15 protein-coding genes are annotated in these 18,014 nt (G+C 47.4%); 7 read left to right on the top strand and 8 right to left on the bottom strand.

Annotated elements, in window-relative coordinates; all coding sequences use genetic code 11:
- The first annotated feature begins 7 nt into the window (after window positions 1–7).
- Both ACMXI2_RS17120 and ACMXI2_RS17115 read left to right on the top strand, forming a co-directional pair.
- The gene (locus tag ACMXI2_RS17120) at window positions 8–739 is read left to right on the top strand and encodes a hypothetical protein (protein ID WP_483777307.1); all 732 of its coding nucleotides are present in this window, start codon (window positions 8–10) and stop codon (window positions 737–739) included.
- Window positions 740–1,053: 314 nt separating this feature from the next.
- Window positions 1,054–1,989 (top strand): alpha/beta hydrolase, encoded by a 936-nt coding sequence (locus tag ACMXI2_RS17115; RefSeq protein ID WP_483777306.1) that lies wholly within the window; start codon window positions 1,054–1,056, stop codon window positions 1,987–1,989.
- A gap of 53 nt (window positions 1,990–2,042) precedes the next feature.
- Here the strand turns inward: ACMXI2_RS17115 and ACMXI2_RS17110 are convergent, their stop codons facing one another.
- Complete coding sequence (locus ACMXI2_RS17110) at window positions 2,043–2,927, bottom strand: dihydrodipicolinate synthase family protein (protein ID WP_483777305.1); 885 nt, start codon at window positions 2,925–2,927, stop codon at window positions 2,043–2,045.
- A gap of 30 nt (window positions 2,928–2,957) precedes the next feature.
- Window positions 2,958–3,419, bottom strand: a complete 462-nt coding sequence (locus tag ACMXI2_RS17105) for a cupin domain-containing protein (protein WP_111579271.1) — start codon at window positions 3,417–3,419, stop codon at window positions 2,958–2,960.
- Between the two features lie 109 nt (window positions 3,420–3,528).
- Between ACMXI2_RS17105 and pdxR the strand changes: the two genes are divergently transcribed.
- Together pdxR and ACMXI2_RS17095 are read left to right on the top strand one after the other, a co-directional pair.
- A complete protein-coding gene (gene pdxR / locus ACMXI2_RS17100; protein WP_483777304.1) occupies window positions 3,529–4,971 on the top strand; it encodes a MocR-like pyridoxine biosynthesis transcription factor PdxR in 1,443 nt (480 codons plus the stop codon).
- 127 nt (window positions 4,972–5,098) lie between these two features.
- Entirely contained in the window at window positions 5,099–5,683 is a 585-nt protein-coding gene (locus ACMXI2_RS17095; protein ID WP_483777303.1) for a PhnA domain-containing protein, read from the top strand.
- Between the two features lie 37 nt (window positions 5,684–5,720).
- On the opposite strand, the gene ACMXI2_RS17090 is transcribed toward ACMXI2_RS17095, so the two are convergent.
- The 4 genes from ACMXI2_RS17090 to ACMXI2_RS17075 all read right to left on the bottom strand — a co-directional run bounded on the left by ACMXI2_RS17090 (window position 5,721) and on the right by ACMXI2_RS17075 (window position 10,534).
- A complete protein-coding gene (locus ACMXI2_RS17090) occupies window positions 5,721–6,941 on the bottom strand; it encodes a glycosyltransferase family 87 protein (protein WP_483777302.1) in 1,221 nt (406 codons plus the stop codon).
- Between the two features lie 196 nt (window positions 6,942–7,137).
- The gene (locus tag ACMXI2_RS17085) at window positions 7,138–8,121 is read right to left on the bottom strand and encodes a transglutaminase family protein (RefSeq protein ID WP_483777301.1); all 984 of its coding nucleotides are present in this window, start codon (window positions 8,119–8,121) and stop codon (window positions 7,138–7,140) included.
- Window positions 8,122–8,133: 12 nt separating this feature from the next.
- Window positions 8,134–9,069 carry an alpha-E domain-containing protein gene (locus tag ACMXI2_RS17080; protein WP_079472668.1) on the bottom strand — a complete coding sequence of 312 codons (936 nt, stop codon included), beginning with the start codon at window positions 9,067–9,069 and terminating at the stop codon, window positions 8,134–8,136.
- A gap of 16 nt (window positions 9,070–9,085) precedes the next feature.
- Window positions 9,086–10,534: a circularly permuted type 2 ATP-grasp protein gene (locus ACMXI2_RS17075; RefSeq protein WP_483777300.1), complete on the bottom strand. Its 1,449-nt coding sequence runs from the start codon at window positions 10,532–10,534 to the stop codon at window positions 9,086–9,088.
- A gap of 306 nt (window positions 10,535–10,840) precedes the next feature.
- Between ACMXI2_RS17075 and ACMXI2_RS17070 the strand changes: the two genes are divergently transcribed.
- Window positions 10,841–13,222 (top strand): glycoside hydrolase family 2 protein, encoded by a 2,382-nt coding sequence (locus tag ACMXI2_RS17070; RefSeq protein ID WP_483777299.1) that lies wholly within the window; start codon window positions 10,841–10,843, stop codon window positions 13,220–13,222.
- Between the two features lie 454 nt (window positions 13,223–13,676).
- Window positions 13,677–14,843, top strand: a complete 1,167-nt coding sequence (locus tag ACMXI2_RS17065; protein ID WP_483777298.1) for a hypothetical protein — start codon at window positions 13,677–13,679, stop codon at window positions 14,841–14,843.
- A 41-nt stretch (window positions 14,844–14,884) separates the two neighbouring features.
- On the opposite strand, the gene ACMXI2_RS17060 is transcribed toward ACMXI2_RS17065, so the two are convergent.
- Together ACMXI2_RS17060 and ACMXI2_RS17055 are read right to left on the bottom strand one after the other, a co-directional pair.
- The gene (locus ACMXI2_RS17060; protein ID WP_483777297.1) at window positions 14,885–15,718 is read right to left on the bottom strand and encodes a ThuA domain-containing protein; all 834 of its coding nucleotides are present in this window, start codon (window positions 15,716–15,718) and stop codon (window positions 14,885–14,887) included.
- A 61-nt stretch (window positions 15,719–15,779) separates the two neighbouring features.
- The gene (locus ACMXI2_RS17055) at window positions 15,780–16,667 is read right to left on the bottom strand and encodes a LysR family transcriptional regulator (protein WP_483777296.1); all 888 of its coding nucleotides are present in this window, start codon (window positions 16,665–16,667) and stop codon (window positions 15,780–15,782) included.
- A 117-nt stretch (window positions 16,668–16,784) separates the two neighbouring features.
- Between ACMXI2_RS17055 and ACMXI2_RS17050 the strand changes: the two genes are divergently transcribed.
- Window positions 16,785–17,969: an MFS transporter gene (locus ACMXI2_RS17050; protein ID WP_483777295.1), complete on the top strand. Its 1,185-nt coding sequence runs from the start codon at window positions 16,785–16,787 to the stop codon at window positions 17,967–17,969.
- Window positions 17,970–18,014 lie beyond the last annotated feature (45 nt).

The raw sequence follows: 18,014 nt of genomic DNA, 5'->3' as shown, positions 1-18,014 counted from the left end.
AATGAAGATGCGTTTACAAAAGATGACCGGCATTATAATAGCAATGATGATGTGTATGTCCTGTAACCAGTTCCGGGAATCCATACACGACACCTTGTATGGCAGCGATACAGACAGCAGCTATAAAGATCTTTCGTCCGGCGAAGAAGGCGCCAGCTCCACCACGAGTACCCACCTGAGCACGAGTTCCAGCACAACCCATACTACGGTTGTGGAGCAACGCAATGGTACTACCATCATACATAATTCCACCAAAACATCCGGCGATAATGATTTTCTTGGCAATGCCGAAAAGCTGGCTGCTGCAGAACACGCGCTTCGTGAATTACCGGCCTTTGCCGGGAAAAGTATCCATCTCTACAGATCAGTTCATTTTTATGAAGACGGACGAATAAATGTAACTATTCAGCATCCACAAAACCCTGAATATATTGATGAATACAACTATAGCAAAGGGAAATGGGAGAAGCCCAAACCAGTACAGATGTCTGTACGAGATAATATCAGCGAATCACTTATTCGTCTTGATGATATCAGCTTTGCAAGCACTGCCGCTGTATACCGGAACTACACCCGCAAGGCAGAAGATATAACAGGTGCACAGCCTCTCACACACATTTACGGCATTTTCGGCGGGAAAAGTATTACCTGGTATCCCCAGTCCATCAATGGCAGCAGGGAAAAGTATTTCATCAGCTTCACCCCGGACGGCAGCCTGAAAGATTATTACCGGGAATAACGTCAGCGCTTTTATTTTTTCAGGCGCCTCATCGCATCGCCCGTTATTGAAACCATTGTTGTAAACCTGGGCGCGCCTAAAAGCCTGGTGGGCGTTATTATTGCGGCCGTTATTCTCCTGCCGGAGGGCCTGGCAGCTATCAGGGCCGCCCCACAAAACCGGTTGCACTGGTGATATTGGCTACTTACTTATTTATTACCGTGGCGCCTTAATTTTGCACATAAATATTCTTATAACCGGCAATAAACTATATTATTTTCTTTATAGCCATAGGAATGCCAGCTTTGTGGTCATAAAATTAACCACTATATCAAATGATGACAGTTCCGGCATTTAAACCCGCCGTACAGGCGGCTTTGGACTATATCAGCAATATCCCCGTTGACCCTGCACAACCAGACCCCATTGCAGGCGCACGCAATTTTTACCACCGGTTTATACCGATGGCCGGTACACCGGCCATTGTAAAGGACGTGCAAAACCTTACACTGCATACTACCGAAGGCCCGGTAAACGTACGCATTTACAGGCCCTCAGATACTGCCGGCCTGCCGGTAACCGTTTATTTTCATGGCGGATGGTTTTATTTGGGCAGCCTCGATACACACGATACGCCCCTGCGCGCATTAACCAACGCCGCGGATTGTGTAGTGGTGTCGGTGGACTATGCCCTGGCGCCTGAACATCCGTTCCCTAAAGGATTAAAGGAAGGCATCGCCGTGGTGCAGTGGATCGCAGAGCATGCAGAGGAGCTGCAGGTAGATGCAAATCGTATAGGCGTGGCCGGTGACAGCGCCGGTGCAGCACTGGCCACCGTAATTGCCCGGCATGCAAAGGAGAGTGGTCAGGCCCTGCGGTTCCAGGCATTGATTTACCCGGTTACCGATGCTTCTCTCCAAACGCCTTCCTGGAAAGAGTTTGCAGAAGGATTGAACCTTGATCTGGCGGGAGCAGAGCTGGCATGGTCGTTATATATTCCCGGTCCGCAAAACAGGCAACATCTGGATGCTGCGCCGCTGCTGGCGCAGGATCTAACAGGACTGCCGCCTGCACTGGTTATTACCGCGGAATATGATCCGTTAAGAGATGAAGGCATAGCTTATGCCGCAGCACTCCGCAGGAACGGCGTACCGGTGCAGGAAACCTTGTATGAAGGCATGATACACGGTTTTTTTCAAATGGGCGGCGTGATTGAAGAAGGGAATACCGCGATTAATGAAACAGCTGCTTTCATCCGCAAACATTTTTAACAGGTACATGAATGCCCGGCCTTCCTGCACATGGTGGGAAAGCCGGGCGCTTGTTAGTTTAGTCCATTCAGTAGTGCCTGCAGTTGTGCATAGTCCTTACCGGTAAGTTGCTGTAAAGGACTTCTTAACTGGCCGCTCTCTATCCCCTGGATTTTTAGCCCCGCCTGGATCGCCGCCGGCAACCCCTTGGATACAATAAACTGCAGCAATTCAAACTGCTGGTAGAAAATGTCCCTGGCCAGCGACAATTCATTACTGCAGATGGCGGCATACAATTGCTTATTCAGCTCAGGTATCAGGTTAAAGGCGGCCGTACACCAGCCGGTAGCCCCTGCCGCAAACGCTGCCAGCGCTAAGGGATTGGAGCCGTTGTAAAATGATACGTTTTCACCCAGCGCTTTCCTGAGATAATGCATCCGCTGTACATCACCGGTGCTTTCTTTAATCATGGTGACGTTCGGGATATCCAGCAATCTTTTCAGCAGTGCGGGCGACATATCAATACCACCGGTAGCCGGGTTGTTATAAGCCATAATCGGGATCGACAACTGCTTTGCCACCTGTTCATAATGCCGGAATATCTCATCATCCGTAAGTTTCCAGTAGCTCATGGGAATGATCATCACTGCTGTGGCGCCGGCTTTTTCCGCGAAGCGTGCATGATAAACGGTGCGTTCTGTAGTAAGGTGCGAAACGCCTACCAGCACAGGTACCCGGCCATTTACTTGTTGCAGGGCTGCTTCTGTAACGGCTTCTTTTTCTTCATCATCCAGGTAGGGCAGCACGCCTGTACTCCCCAATGGCGCAATACCATGTGCCCCGGCTTGTACCAGTCTTTCTGTGAGCGTTTTGAATAAAGGGATATCCACTTTTTCCTCCCGGTCGAAAGGGGTAATCGGGTAGGCGATGATCCCTTCAAATGTAGGGTGATTGTTCATGTAGTATTAATTTTTAATTAAGAAAGATAGTTACAGATCGCGGCCTTCCTCTTCTCTCAGTGCTACGCCAAGATTTTGCAGCTGCGGCGCATTTTCGCAGGCGATATACCGGGCAGGCTCATGATCGCTTTCATTCTGATGACGGTGCCATGCCCAGCTGGGAATGTATACGGCATCTCCTGCTTCCCAGTATACTTTCTCGTCTTCTACTTCAGTATAGCCTTTCCCTTCCAGTACATATAATACCGTTTCATACGTATGGCGGTGCCGGTTGGTAAGCTGACCGGGTAATAGTCCGCCGATGGTCATGCTGACATTTTTCGTGGGCAAATCCACAAAGAAAACCGGGTGTTTGCGCTCTGCTGAAAACTGGTTATGCTCCCCGGCCTCTTCTACATTTTTGTGTATCAGCTTCGAGGGCTTTACAAATACAGGGCGGGCAAAAGTCTGGTGAAAATCTTTTGACGAAAATTGATCGGGTACTTTTTTCATATACTCAAAATTTAAGTGTGAAGAAATACTGGTTTGTTTTGATGCCACAAAATTTGTCTATTTTTGGATGATCATAATGATCCAGTTTTCATTAAAATAGATGGTCCAGATGCTCAGACCCTGGAAAACGATACTCGCTATAGATTTCAATCATCAGCTGCCGGTATACCAGCAGATTGCAGATGGTATTGCTGCGGAAATAAAGAAGGGCCGGCTGAAACCCGGCAGCCCGTTGCCCGGCAGCCGTATCCTGGCGGAAGATATCGGCGTAAACAGGAAAACGGTGGTACTGGCCTACGAAGGACTAATCGCGGAGGGCTGGCTGGAATCTGCCGATAAAAGAGGAACGTTTGTGGCCGCGGAATTACCAACACTGAAAAAAACAGCCAACCGGTCCCGCAGCAGCTTTGAATTTAATGAAACAGAGATAGCGCCCATACCAGCTAAAACCAATTCCGGCTTTATTGTATTCAACGATGGCTTACCCGACGTGCGGCTGGCGCCATTAGACGAACTGGCCCGGGCCTATAAACGGATCTTTCAGCAGAAAGCCAGGTGGCGCATGTTGGGATACGGACATGAACAGGGAGAAGAAAGATTACGTATAGCCCTTACCGGTATGCTGTCTTCCAGGAGAGGGATGAACACCGGCGAAGCAGATATCTGCATTACCAGGGGAAGCCAGATGGCGCTGTTCCTCACCGCTCAAACGCTTATCCGGCCTGGCGACAGCGTAGCTATGGAATGCCCGGGATATTTGCCTGCATGGCAAACATTTGTGCATGCAGGCGCGCACATGATCAACATTGGTGTGGATGATAAAGGATTGATGGTAGAAGAACTGGAACAGGTATGCCGTACTAAGAAACTGAAAGCGGTATATGTTACCCCGCATCACCAGTTTCCTACAACGGTGAGCATGAAAATGGAGCGCCGCCTGAAATTGATGGAACTATCCACCCGGTATGGATTTGCTATCATTGAAGATGACTATGATCATGAATTTCACTTCGAGGCGAAAAGCCTGCTGCCATTGGCCAGTGATGAACATGCCGCCAATGTAATCTACATCAGCTCCCTCAGTAAGCTGGTAGCGCCGGCAGTACGTATCGGTTATGTAACAGGCCCGCCTGCATTTATCGCGTCCCTGGCCAGGTTGAGGGCGTTGGTCGACAGGCAGGGGGATCCGATTATGGAGCAGGCCATTGCGGAACTGATGGAACAGGGGGCCATCAACCGGCATGCAAAAAGGGCCTCCAGGTTCTACCGCGAAAGACGTGAAGCAATGAGTGAGTATCTTCATGCCCATCTCGATAAAAAAATTTCGTTTAAAAAACCGGAAGGCGGACTGGCCTATTGGGTAAAAATAAACCGGGATATCAATACAGAAGCACTGGCCGCAAAGCTGCTAAAAAAAGGCGTTTCCATTATACCTACCGAAAGGTTCTCCTTCAACGGGAAACCTTTGAACGCATTACGATTGGGCTATGCATCATTAACGCCCGCGGAACTGGAAGAAGGGATCCGCCTGCTGGCAACAGTACTTAAATAGCGTTAATACGGCAGCCAATGCACTGATTGCCCCCGTTTACCGGGTGGTAACAGCAGGATAATGAGAAAATCGCCATTTTCCGGGACAAAAACGTTACCTTCGTGCACATTTTTTTATAAAGGATATTATGAAGCTGAACGAACTATTACTAGCAAGGAGCGAAAATAAGTGCGAACTATGCAAATCTGATGGGCCGCTGAATGTGTATGAAGTACCTCCTCAAACCTACAGTGATCAGGATAATTGTATCTTCATCTGTGAGAAATGTCAGTCGCAGATCGAGAAAAAAGCAGAGCTGGATAGTACCCACTGGCATTGCTTATCCGAAGCAATGTGGAGCGAAATTCCGGGTGTGCAGATTGTGGCCTGGCGTATGCTAAACCGCTTAAAACAGGAAAGCTGGGCAGCAGATAACCTGGACATGATTTACCTGAACGATGAAGCGCTGGCCTGGGCCAAAGCTACCGGCGATCATGAAAATGACGGCGCTGTAGATCTTCACAGGGATAGCAATGGCGCCATCCTGCAAAACGGCGACACGGTTATTCTTACCAAATCCCTTGATGTAAAAGGTTCTACCTTAAACGCTAAAATGGGTACCGTGGTAAAGAACATCCGCCTTGTACCGGATAATACAGAACAAATAGAAGGAAAGATAGAAGGACAACTCATCGTGATCCTCACCAAATACGTAAGAAAACAAAACGCATAAAAAAGGGAAGGCATCGTGCCTTCCCTTTTCGTTTTCTTTATACTGCCCGCTGCAGCTTCTCTGCCGTAATTGTTCCCGGCTCCGGGGATGTCGCAAAAAATGGCTCCAGCACTATTTTCAGCCATACAATAGAACAAAACACCGCCTTCACTGCATAAGGCTCTACATAAGTTCTGGCAATCCAATAAGGAGTGATCAGGTCGGTAGAAGAGAAGGAGGTGAATACCAACGTAAGCACCACCAGCACTGTATTGAATGTGGATGGCCGCTCCTGCGTAAAATACCAGATGGCTACGCCAGTGAGCGCAATAATATAAGTAGGCGATTCGCCCTTGTGGTTAAAGATCACCACCCATATCAGCACAGAAGCCAGCATGCTCAGGTTAAATTTCGATTCCCGGTTGTAAAGTATGGGTATGAACGGCGCCATAAACACCGCTGCCGCAGAAAGCATGAACAATTGTTTGGAGATATCCATATCAAACCAGGTATGCCACCACCCCATTACAGACACGCCGTAGGAGGCGGAGTAGTCATTGGCCAGCAGGTGGCCCCAGCTTTTATAAAGGAACAGCAACTGATCCCAGGAAATCACCAGCAACGGCATCACCGCAATTACCACAGTCCAGAACACGGTGTACAACGCGGCTTTCCAGCGTTCTGGATACAACAGGAACAACGACATGGCCACTACGCCAAATAATTTGATATACACCGTTATCACCAGCAACAACGCGGCCAGCCAGATCTTTTTATTTTCCATGCAATGCCAAGCCAGGATGAAAAAGCCTGCGATCATTACGTTGATCTGGGAACTGGTAAGCGCAATCATCATCTCAATAGCCAAAAACAACAACAGGATCGATTGTTTTTCTTTCTTTACCGGTAAGGTCCTGATGGCAATAATAAATACTACCACATTCATAATATTCCAGCAAATCAGGGACGGTACATCCGGCATCCAGGCGAAAGCGCCCATCCACAGGGCAAACGACGGACTATACTTATACAGGTCGTAATACTCCGATTCGTATAATACGTAGAGATCCTGGTTGTGTACCAGGTGCGAAAATGCCTGTTTAAAGATCAGGAAGTTATTATAACGGGTCCATCTTTCCATGTCCTGCGAGGAATACCAGGCATGAAAGGAAATGCCTACCGCCATTAATAAAAATAAAGCATACAGGTATTTCGGCGGGATTTTGCTGATGGTATTACAGATAGCATCCCAGCGGCCTTTTATGGCTAAGCTTTGCATTGTACTCTTTTAAGTTGTGACAGTTGTAGTTAGTCCTCTCATTAAGGTTCAAAGCAAAACTATATAAATTTTTCTTTATTTGTGAATTATCAAATTGTTTTAAGAAATAAATAAGAAATGGTTCCTGGCGGGCCAAACCGGCCAACGGCGGGCTCCGCAGACGATATTCCACCGTTCGCCGGTATAATACGGGTACTCATTGTTGTTGCTGCTGTTGCTGCATCATCATTTCTTCGAGATGACGCTGATAACTATTTTTTGCAGGCGCTGCCGGAACCGTACTGCTCATGGCGGGTTGGGCAGGGAAAAACGGCTCGGGATCAAACTGATCCTGGTCGTCGTAACCCACCGATACGGTAACATCCAGCGTGTGGCCGGCGCCGCCGCTGTATACGCCTTTCACCGGTGAGCAGTCGCTGAAATTACGTCCCACGGCCAGTTTTACATGATTTTCACCAGCTATGCAGTTGTTGGTGGGGTCCAGTCCCAGCCAGCCATATTCAGGAATATATACTTCCGCCCAGGCATGGGTGGCGCCCTCGCCGCGCATACCATTTTTATTGGGGCAGATATACCCGCTCACATACCTCGCCGGAATTTGTGTAAACCGCAGCATGGCCGTTAACAGGTGCGCGAAATCCTGGCATACGCCTGCCTGTAGCAGCAGGATCTCATCCAGGGTACTGTCTACCGTTGTTACTCCTTTGATATAATCGAAATGGGTGTACACATAATCACAAAAACGCACCGCTGTTTTGAAAGGCGTATCGGTATCTTCTTTCAGGTCCAGCGAAATTTGCCGTAAAGAAGCCACGCTTTCAAAAACTTCGTGTTTAAGATAATCAATAAAAGCTACGTCGTAGCGGATCTCTTCCAGCATTTGCCACTGGGTGGCAGGAGGAAGAGTATCGGCTGGTAGCGGCCGTGGTATGGTTTCTACAACGATGGCAGAAAATATTTTCAATTCATGATGCGGCTCCGTTTGCGTAAAAATACCCACTTCATTGCCGTAGTAATCCTTGAATATTTCCACTTCCGGGTGACGGGAAATGCTCAGATCATGTTTGATCACTTTCTGGTAATCATCTTTTACGGGATACAGGATGATTTGATTGGCGCTGTCCCGCACGGGTGTTTCATAGGTGTAATGCGTGATGTGTTTTATTTTGAAAACAGGCATATAATGCAATGGTTAAGCGTTTGCGAAATAGTATTCATTCAGCAGGTTTCCGATGCCATACAGCTCACTCCTGATCTTAACAAGATAGGGATGCAGCCCTTCGGCTTTCATACTGTTTACGGAGCTATAGGTGATGGTACTGTTCAGCCGCCCGATGTTAAACGACAGCTTATTATAGTGTTCAATATTTTTATCGCTTTTCAATCGTTCGAAATACCGGTAAATATTATTGACGGAATATTTTGCCGACCGCGGGAAATCGTTGTTGAGCATGACCAGTTCCAGCACGTTTTCCGCCTCAAAGCCTTTGCGGTAGGTTTTCAGGTACAGCTCATAACCACCCAGCGATAGCAGCAGGTGTTGCCAGTAAGAGGTATCTGTGAGCAGGTCAGGATTATTGGAGATAGAAATAAATTTAATATCCAGGATATCGATAGACTGTATACTTCTCTCCAGGTATTTACCGATGCTCATAAAGCTCCTGCTTTCGCCTCTTTCCATGATACTGCCTGCAGTACCGTAATACAGCATTACCTGTTTAATAAGGATATCCAGCGCTGTTACGGGGTCATCTTTTTGTACATACCAGAGCAGCTTTGGATCTTTTACGGTATGATAGTATTCATTGAGGCATTGCCAGAGGTCTTTTGCAATGTGTTCCTGCACACTCCGGGCGTTTTCACGGGCCAGTGTGATCATGTTGATGATGGAGTTGGGATTGTCGCGGTTAAAGAGCAGGTACTCGATCACCGACCGGCTATCGTTTTTGATAGATGAAATTTCTGCTTCATTTCCGCCGGAAGAAATACGGATCACCGGTGTCCACGTAAATTCCTGGATGGTGTCCTGTGAAGATGCGTAGTTTATTTTCAGCATTCTTAAAATACCATCGCTTCTTTCTACATACCTGCTCAACCAATATAAACTGGAGGCTACTCTGCTTAACATAGGCTTGTGTTTTAGTTTATGATGCCAGTACCCAGGTGTCTTTACTGCCGCCACCCTGTGAGCTGTTTACTACAAGGGAGCCTTCTTTCAGGGCTACCCTGGTTAATCCGCCGGGAACAATAGAGATGCCGTCTGGTCCTACGAGGGCATAAGGTCTCAGGTCTACCCGGCGGGGTTGCAGCATTCCATCGAGGTAACAAGGGGCGGTAGACAGGCTGATAGTGGGCTGTGCGATGAAATTGCGGGGATCTTTCAGTATTTCTTTTTTATAGCTTTCTATTTCTGATTCGGAGGCAGCATGCCCCATTAACATGCCATAACCGCCGCTTTCGTTGGTTTTTTTGATCACCATTTTATGCATGTTCTGAAAGACATATTCCTTATGTTCCGGGTTACCCAAACTGTAAGTAGGTACGTTTTTTAACAGCGGTGTTTCATTCAAATAATATTTGATCATGTCGGGCACGTAGCTGTATACGGCTTTATCATCGGCCACACCGTTGCCGGTGGCATTGATGATGGCTACATTGCCTTTGCGGTAGGCGCTCATCAGGCCGGCTACGCCGAGCACACTTTTAGGATTGAATACCAGCGGATCTATAAACTCATCATCCACGCGGCGGTAAATCACATCTACCTGTTGCAAACCGGTGGTGGTTTTCATGTATACTTTCTGATCCCGTACCACCAGGTCGCGGCCTTCCACCAGTTCCACCCCCATGAGGCGGGCCAGTGTAGTATGCTCATAGTAGGCGGAGTTGTACATACCCGGACTGAGCAAAACGATGGTGGGATTGGCTACCGCCCGCGGCGACAGCGACAGCAGGTTTTTATAAAGAATAGACGGGTACTCTGTTACGCTGCGCACTTTGCACTGCGGCAGCAGGTCGGGGAAAAGCCGTTTGGTGATCTCCCGGTTTTCCAGCATATAACTCACCCCCGAAGGCGTACGGAGATTATCTTCCAGCACATAAAAAGTGCCGTCGTAATCCCGGATAAGGTCTATCCCGGCAATATGGATATAGATGTCGTACGGCACATTCAGCTGATGCATTTCCCGCAGGAAATGAGGGCAGGAGTAGATCAGTGAAGCAGGGATTACGCCATCGCGGATAATAAACTGGTTATTATATACATCTTTCAGAAAAAGGTTAAGGGCTTTCAAACGTTGTTTAATACCTTTTTCAATAAAGGCCCATTCGGCGCAGGTAATGATGCGGGGGATAATATCAAACGGAAAGATCTTTTCAATCCCTTCTCCGCTGTCGTATACCGTGAAGGTGATCCCCTGGCTCATAAACAACCGTTTCGCCAGTTCTTCTTTCTTATTGAGGTCGTTGGCAGATTCATTCTCCAGGTAGCTGATAATCCGGTGGTATTGCTCCCGGAGGTGATTATCGGCAATGTACATTTCATCCCAGGTGTTGGAGATGTGATCATAGCGATTGAGGTTTATAGTACTCATTTTAATAATATTTTAATTATGCCATAGGATGAGATTGTTTTGTATAATTTATGAATAAAATATTAATTATCACAAAGAGATGCTGTTTATTTTTTTAATTATAGAGATGATTATATAGCATTATTGTAAAATATAATATTAATGAAAATGCAAAATATACAGATTAACAAACCTTAAAAGTTAAGTCCGTTTATTCATCGGGAATTATGTATATTTTGCTGCCGTACCTGTTTTAGCCATTAAGATGAACAGAAGATCACAACCCTGTCAACCACTCAATTTAACCACAAAGAAATAAGTAACTCCATGATGAGAACACCATTACTGGCCGCCACCTTGCTATTATCCGGCCTTTGCCCCCTACAGGCACAAACCACTTATAAAATGAAGCCCGTTGCCATTCAATCCCGATGGGCGAAAGAAGTAAGTCCGCAAAACGCACTCACCGCATATCCCCGTCCACAGCTGGAACGGAGCAACTGGCAAAATCTTAATGGTCTCTGGGAATACGCCATCACCGCTGCCGACGAAGCAGCGCCTTATAATTTCGACGGACAAATACTGGTACCCTATCCGCTGGAATCGGCACTGTCGGGCGTAAAAAAAACACTGCTCCCGGAGCAACGCCTCTGGTACCGCCGCAAAATTGAGATCAGTCAGGCTGCCGGCGAAAGAACACTCCTGCATTTTGGCGCGGTCGACTGGCAAAGCAAAATATATCTCAACGGGAAAGAAGTGGGTGGTCACACCGGCGGCTATACGTCGTTTACCATCGATATCACCAACGCTGTAAAGAATGGCGAAAACATCCTCGTACTGAAGATCTACGATCCGTCCGACAGGGGCATCGGCCCTTCCGGCAAGCAGGTACTTAATCCCGCCAATATTTATTACACACCCAGCTCCGGCATCTGGCAAACCGTTTGGCTGGAGAAAGTGCCAACAGATTATATCTCCGGACTAAATTTCACACCGGATATAGATAAACAACAACTCAACCTCACGGTAAGCGCACCTGCCGGCTACACCGTAGAAGCCATCGCCTCTACCAATGGTAAGCCCGCAGGTAAAGTGAAAGGAAAAAGCGGTGCACCACTGCAGCTAAAGCTGGAAAACCCAATCTTATGGTCGCCCGGAAACCCCTTCCTGTACGACCTTTCCGTAAAACTCCTGAAAGGCAATACGGTGGCTGATGAAGTGAAAAGTTATTTTGGTATGCGCAAAGTATCCATCGCGAAAGATGAAAAAGGAGTGGACCGCATCTTCCTTAACAACAAACCATACTTCAACCTCGGCACACTGGATCAGGGCTTCTGGCCCGATGGTTTATACACGGCGCCCACTGATGAAGCACTGGCATTCGATATCAAAGCCATTAAAGCAATGGGCTTTAATACCATCCGTAAACATATCAAAGTAGAACCGGACCGCTGGTACTACTGGGCTGATAAACTCGGCATGCTGGTATGGCAGGATATGGTAAGCCCCAATCACAGCCTGCCGGAAGGCGCCAAAGCCGCCTTTGAACAGCAATGCAAAGAAACGCTGGCGCAACTGCACAACTATCCCTCCGTTACCACCTGGGTGCTCTTCAATGAAAAATGGGGACAGTTTGATCAGCAGCGCCTAACAGAATGGATCAAACGCAGCGACCCTTCCCGCCTCGTTAACGGCCACTCCGGGGAATACCTGTATGTAAATGAAAAACTCCGCAGCCCCAGTCCGAATGCCTACGTCAGTGCAGACCTCACCGATGTACACAGCTACCCCAATCCTATGAACGCTATTAAAATGCCCGGAAAGGCCCGCGTACTGGGCGAGTTCGGCGGTATCGGCGTATTCATCGCCGATCATCAGTGGAACACCAATACCGCCTGGGGATACATCCAGGAAAAGCCGGGGGCGCTGAAATCGAAATACGCCGTGATGAATCAACACCTGCAATTACTGGAACGGCAAGGCTTATCCGCCAGCATCTACACCCAACCCTTTGATGTGGAAGGAGAACAAAATGGCCTGCTCACTTACGACCGCGAAGTAGTGAAAATTCCATTTGCAGAAATAAGAAAAATCCATGCGCCCCTCAATAAAGACATGGGCGCCATTCCCACAGTCGCCGCACAGGATGCCGATCTCACAGAACCCACTGCCATTTACAGCGCCATGTTGCAGGAGTATATCGATGGAAAAAAAGATCCGGCGTTTTTAAGAAAGCTGGCAATGCTGGCCGTGCAGGCAGGCGATAAAGATGGCGCCGCCCTCGCAGGAGCCGACTATTTCGCGGTGATGAAACAACCGTATTCAGAAGACGATCTTCGTTATGTGATGCAGGTAACCGGCAGCACCCGCGACACGGGCTTCTCCATTATCCGCAATAACATGGAAGCCATCGATAAAGCAATGGGCGCCAGACAATCGGCCGTAAAAATGATGAACCTCATTTACCAGGACCTCATCGCACCGGCCGTACCGGATAATGGCGCTAACCCCGATTGGGCCGCTATCTATACTGCTGTAAAGCCTTACGGCGCGCCGGGAGAAGAAATTTATCTCCGCGCAAGAACAATCTATCTGCTCAATAAACAGGATAAGGCCGGGTTTAAAACAGTTGCCAAAGAATACCTGGATAAGTACGGGCAGTTTGTAAAGCTGGATGAGAAGAAAAAGATAGAAGCGTTTATGAATTAAAAGCGGATTTTGTCTTTCTCAGGATTAGACTGATTATATTGATTACCTTGATTTGATCACTTGTGATTTTAAATGATTCGGGAAGATATAAGCGGATATTCGCCTGTATCTCCCAAAATCTTTTTAAATCCTTAAAAATCCAAAAAAGAAAATCAAAGTAATCAGTATAATCAGTCTAATCCTGAGAAAGACAAAATCCGCTTATATCTCCCCGAATCATTTAAAATCACAAGTGATCAAATCAAGGTAATCAATATAATCAGCGTAATCCTGAGAAAGACAAACTCCGCATAACACAAAAGTGTGATCAATACTTTTGTTCTTTCTCCTTTCCTTTGTTCCCGGACGGAAAGTGTTCAGAATGGTTAACCCGTTACCCTTAAGTATACCTTGCAATATAGCCTTGTCGTGCTTTCCGTTCTGCCTGAAATTTATATCTGATAAATAAAATCTCATGAAAAAATTACTCCCTGTACTTTTTGTACTCGCGTTTGCCACTGCAAAGGCTCAAACCAATGTGATTGGTACTACCGGCAATGTAGGAATTGGAACGCTTAACCCTGTAAGTAAATTGCAGGTAGTGGATAATTACCGGAATTATTTTGTGAACCGTTTAATCACCGGGGCATCTGAGGATTCACAAGGTCCTAATTATATATTGCTGCATGAATTATATACGGGGACTTTATTACCCGATATGCATGTAATGGGGAAAATCACTGGACTCAGAGGAGCTACTGTCGCTTTTAACAGGAAATGGACTATAGAAGTTAATACTTCTACGGCGTATAACGCCACCAAAGGGTCCCTTATCAGTTACAATGAACTGGTAAGATTAGTGACGCTTGTTTATAATAGTAAAAGTTATCTGGCCGCAGAAATAGTAAACAGTGCATCGATGAACTTTTTTTCATTTACAGGTTATGCAAGTGGAGAGACACTGATTTTAGTAAAAGATGATAATGTAACAAATGTACTGCCGTTTGCGCCAACTGATGCCATCGGTATACAGGGAAATGTCAGTATCGGCACACAAGGGTCCTCAGCAAAGCTGGATGTGGCAGGTGGGCCTACCTGGACTACCAATAACTGGCTAAAATCAATGAAATTATACAATGGCTCCGCTATTGAATTTGCCGGCGCCACACGGTCATTTGGCCTGGGAGCCTCCGGTGCAAATTTGTATTTCTCAAATGTAAATTCTGACGGAACCGGTGCGGCTAACTATTTTATGGTGGCCGATGGCAACACCGGTAACATGAGTATTGGAAGTCCTAGTCCGTCAGCCAACTATAAACTCACCGTAGAAGGTACGCTCGGCGCACGCCGTGTTAAAGTACAGCAAGGCGCCTGGGCAGATTATGTATTTCATCCGGAGTACGAGTTGCCATCCCTGCAACAGGTGGAACACTTTGTAACAACCGAAAAACACCTGGAAGGTATCCCTTCCGAAAAAGAAGTACTTGAAAAAGGATTGGACCTGGGGGAATTTGATCAGCAGTTACTGAAGAAGGTAGAAGAACTCACGCTGTATATTATACAGCTGAATAAAAATGTAGAACGCTTAAATAAGCAGGTAGCAGCACAACAGCAAACTATTGCCACCTTACAGGCTAAATAATCAACAGCTGCGCACCGGTATACATCCGGTGCGCGGCTTTTTTATTTCTTCTTCCCCATCCACTCCAGCGCATCCAGTATCAGCCTGTTCTGCGTTTCATTGGCAAACATGAAAGATAATTCCTTATTGGTATGATGCTCATAGTCGATATCGTTATGCCCCATATTCAGATATAGCATCTTATACTTTTTGTTCGTCCATACCACAGGGTAGTAGCCGCTGTGCCAGATCTCATGTTGCTTGGGACCAGTGCCCAGCGGGAAGCTGCTGGAATCCACCGACAGCAGTATTTTAATGTCCGGGTTTTTGCGCAGGTCATTACTCCAGCGGTACCATTCATTGGGTGCAGCAGAGAAAGTATCCGGCATATTCCTGGTGGCCGGATGCCGGTGGTCTTCTACACGCAGCACCGCGGAAGTGGGGCGCCAGGTGTTGCTGCCGTAAGATCCGGAGCCCAGGAAGGTATTGTGGTACCAGTTCCAGTTTTGAGGCACATCAGATGGAGTGAGTGCAAAAGCTGCGAAGTGAAAGCCTATCCAGCCGCCGCCATGTTCCATGTATTGCTGAAATGCGGCGCGCTGTGCAGGATCTTCCGGCCGTGTGTCCAGGAAAATCACTACCTGGTATTTCGAGAGGAATACGGTGTTCAGGTTTTGCCAGTTGTTGGTGGAGTCGTAGCTGAAATGATATTTTGCGGCCATCTCCGGAAACCATTTATTGGCTTCGTGTACAAAGCTGATGTGCGCCTGGTCGTTTTTAGCAGTATAAAAGGCGATAACCCGGAAGCGGGGAGGGGTTTGTTGGGCCTGGCTCATGGTGCTGCCAAACATGCTTAAAATAAGCCAAAGGGTGCTTAGGTGGAATCTTAGCTTCATAAATAGTAAATGATCGTTCTGAACTACAAAATAAACTTTATTTTTCTTTTCAGCAGCCGGTTTAAAGTTGTAGCAGGTTCCGCACAATTTTCACCCGGTCGGTGGATATCCGGGTATTGTCGTAAGCCAGGTACAGCGTATTGCTGGCAGGCACATTGCCCCGCCACACTTCTTTCAGTTCCCCTTTTTTGATGCCTTCTTTCACCATATAATCGGCGGTGATGGTAACACCGTTACCGCAACTGATTGCCTGCAGGATGGTTTGCATGTCCGGGATAATAAACTGCGGTTTGATAGCGGGGCGTTTGCGGAAGTTTTCCAGCCAGAAACGCCGTATCACCGGCAGGTCGCTGCTGTAGGCAAACCATTGCTGTTTCAGGAGCCACGACTCTGCCTCATCCGGCGTTTTCTTTTTCAGGAAGTTTTTGAATGGCTTTATATCAAGACCGGGGCTGGATACTATCAGGAACTGCTCGCGGAGTATGGGCTCGTAAATGATGTTCTTCTCTTCTGTCAGCTGCGTGGCAATGAGGAAATCAAGATCGCCTTTCTGCAGCCGCCGCAGCAGGTCTTTGGTAAGACCAAACTCCGTTATAATATTCGCCGGCACGCCGCTGATACGCTTGGCTACTACGGCCTGGAAATATTCTTTTACGGCGCCAATGTGAATGTTGGGTAATTGTTTGGTAATACAGAAGTAACGGAAATCAGCTTCTACATTCTCCAGTTTTTCCAGGGGCTCTACCACCTGCGTATAAAATAACTTGCCATAATCGGTAGGTACCAGTTTGGGCTTACGCTCAAACAGCTGTTTCCCGATATGCGCTTCCAGCGCGGATAAATGCTGACTTACATTCGGCTGCGAAATAAACAGCATCTTTGATGCCGCTGTTAGTGAGCCGGTTTGATATACGGCTTTAAATGTTCTGTACCACTCCAGGTTAACCATACTGCAAGGTATAAATATTTTTATGATGATTGATAAATCATATTATTTTCTTTATATGATTTAGTCCCTCACTTTTGTATCTGCAAAAAAGTACGGTATTATTCAACCACAAAGCAAATGAAAAGGATCGCATATATTGGAAGTCTTGGTTTACTTGGCATCATCACCACCGAATTCGGTGTAATCGGTATACTTCCGCAGCTGGCGGCATATTACAACATTTCTATCGACCAGGCAGGTACCCTGTTAAGCGCCTTTGCATTGGTAATTGCGCTGGGTGGTCCCCTGATGACACTCTGGTTATCGGGATATAACCGTAAAACGCTGATGGCTGTCAGCATCTCTATTTTTCTCATAACAGGAGTGGTATCGTCTTTATCGCCTCCTTTCTGGTTGCTGCTGCTGGTGCGGATGTTGCCGGCATTCCTGCAGCCGGTATACATTTCTACGGCTATCGCTGCGGCCACAGGTGCGGCCGATAAAAAGCACACCCATAAAATGATGGCGATTGTAATGAGTGGCATCGCTATTGCAACGGTTACGACTATACCGTTTGCCACCTGGCTGGCAGGGATCTATAACAGCTGGCAATTATCGTTTGTAGTGCAAACTATTGTGAGCGCGCTGGCCCTGGTTGCCATTCTTGCATTTCTGCCATCAATGCCGGCAGGGGAAAAACCATCCTATGGCGCGCAGCTGAAAATACTCACCAAACCTGCGTTCCTGGCCAGTAGTATCATGAACGTATTTATGGTGTCGGCCATGTTTTCCACCTACAGTTATTTTGCGGACTACCTCGGAAAAGTAAATCATATGTCCACCGGCGAGGTGGGCGTAATGTTGCTGCTGTTTGGCGCCGCCGGCGTACCCGGCAACTTCCTGGCGGGTAAACTGCTGGGCAAAAGCGTAACCGCTACAATGGCTGCTTCCCTCATTGCTATCACCCTGGTGTCTATCGGGATTTACTATCTCCCGCTGTTGTCGGTGCCGCTCATTATTGTATGGGGTTTCCTGCACACGCCCTGCTTTATCACCGCACAGGCATACATGGTAGCTGCTGCGCCGGAAGCGCCGGGGTTTGCCACCAGCTTATCCATTTCTTTCGGCAATATGGGCGTTACCCTGGGAACGGCCGTTAGCGGCTGGATCATTACCACACAGGGTATCCACAACGCTCCCTGGGTGATGCTGCTCTTCGGTACCGGCTCCCTACTCATGATGGGACTAAAAGAACTGCTGGCGGCCCGCGAAAAGCAATCGTCTCCGGCGATGGAAAATTGTCTTGGAGCAGGATTAAACTGATTTTGGACGGGCTGAATACATATATCGCATAAAAAAAAATATACA

Source organism: Chitinophaga sp. G7 BAM 1005, assembly GCF_057126945.1.
The sequence above is the reverse complement of the archived record's forward strand: the minus strand, read 5'-3'. Positions and strand labels throughout refer to the sequence as shown.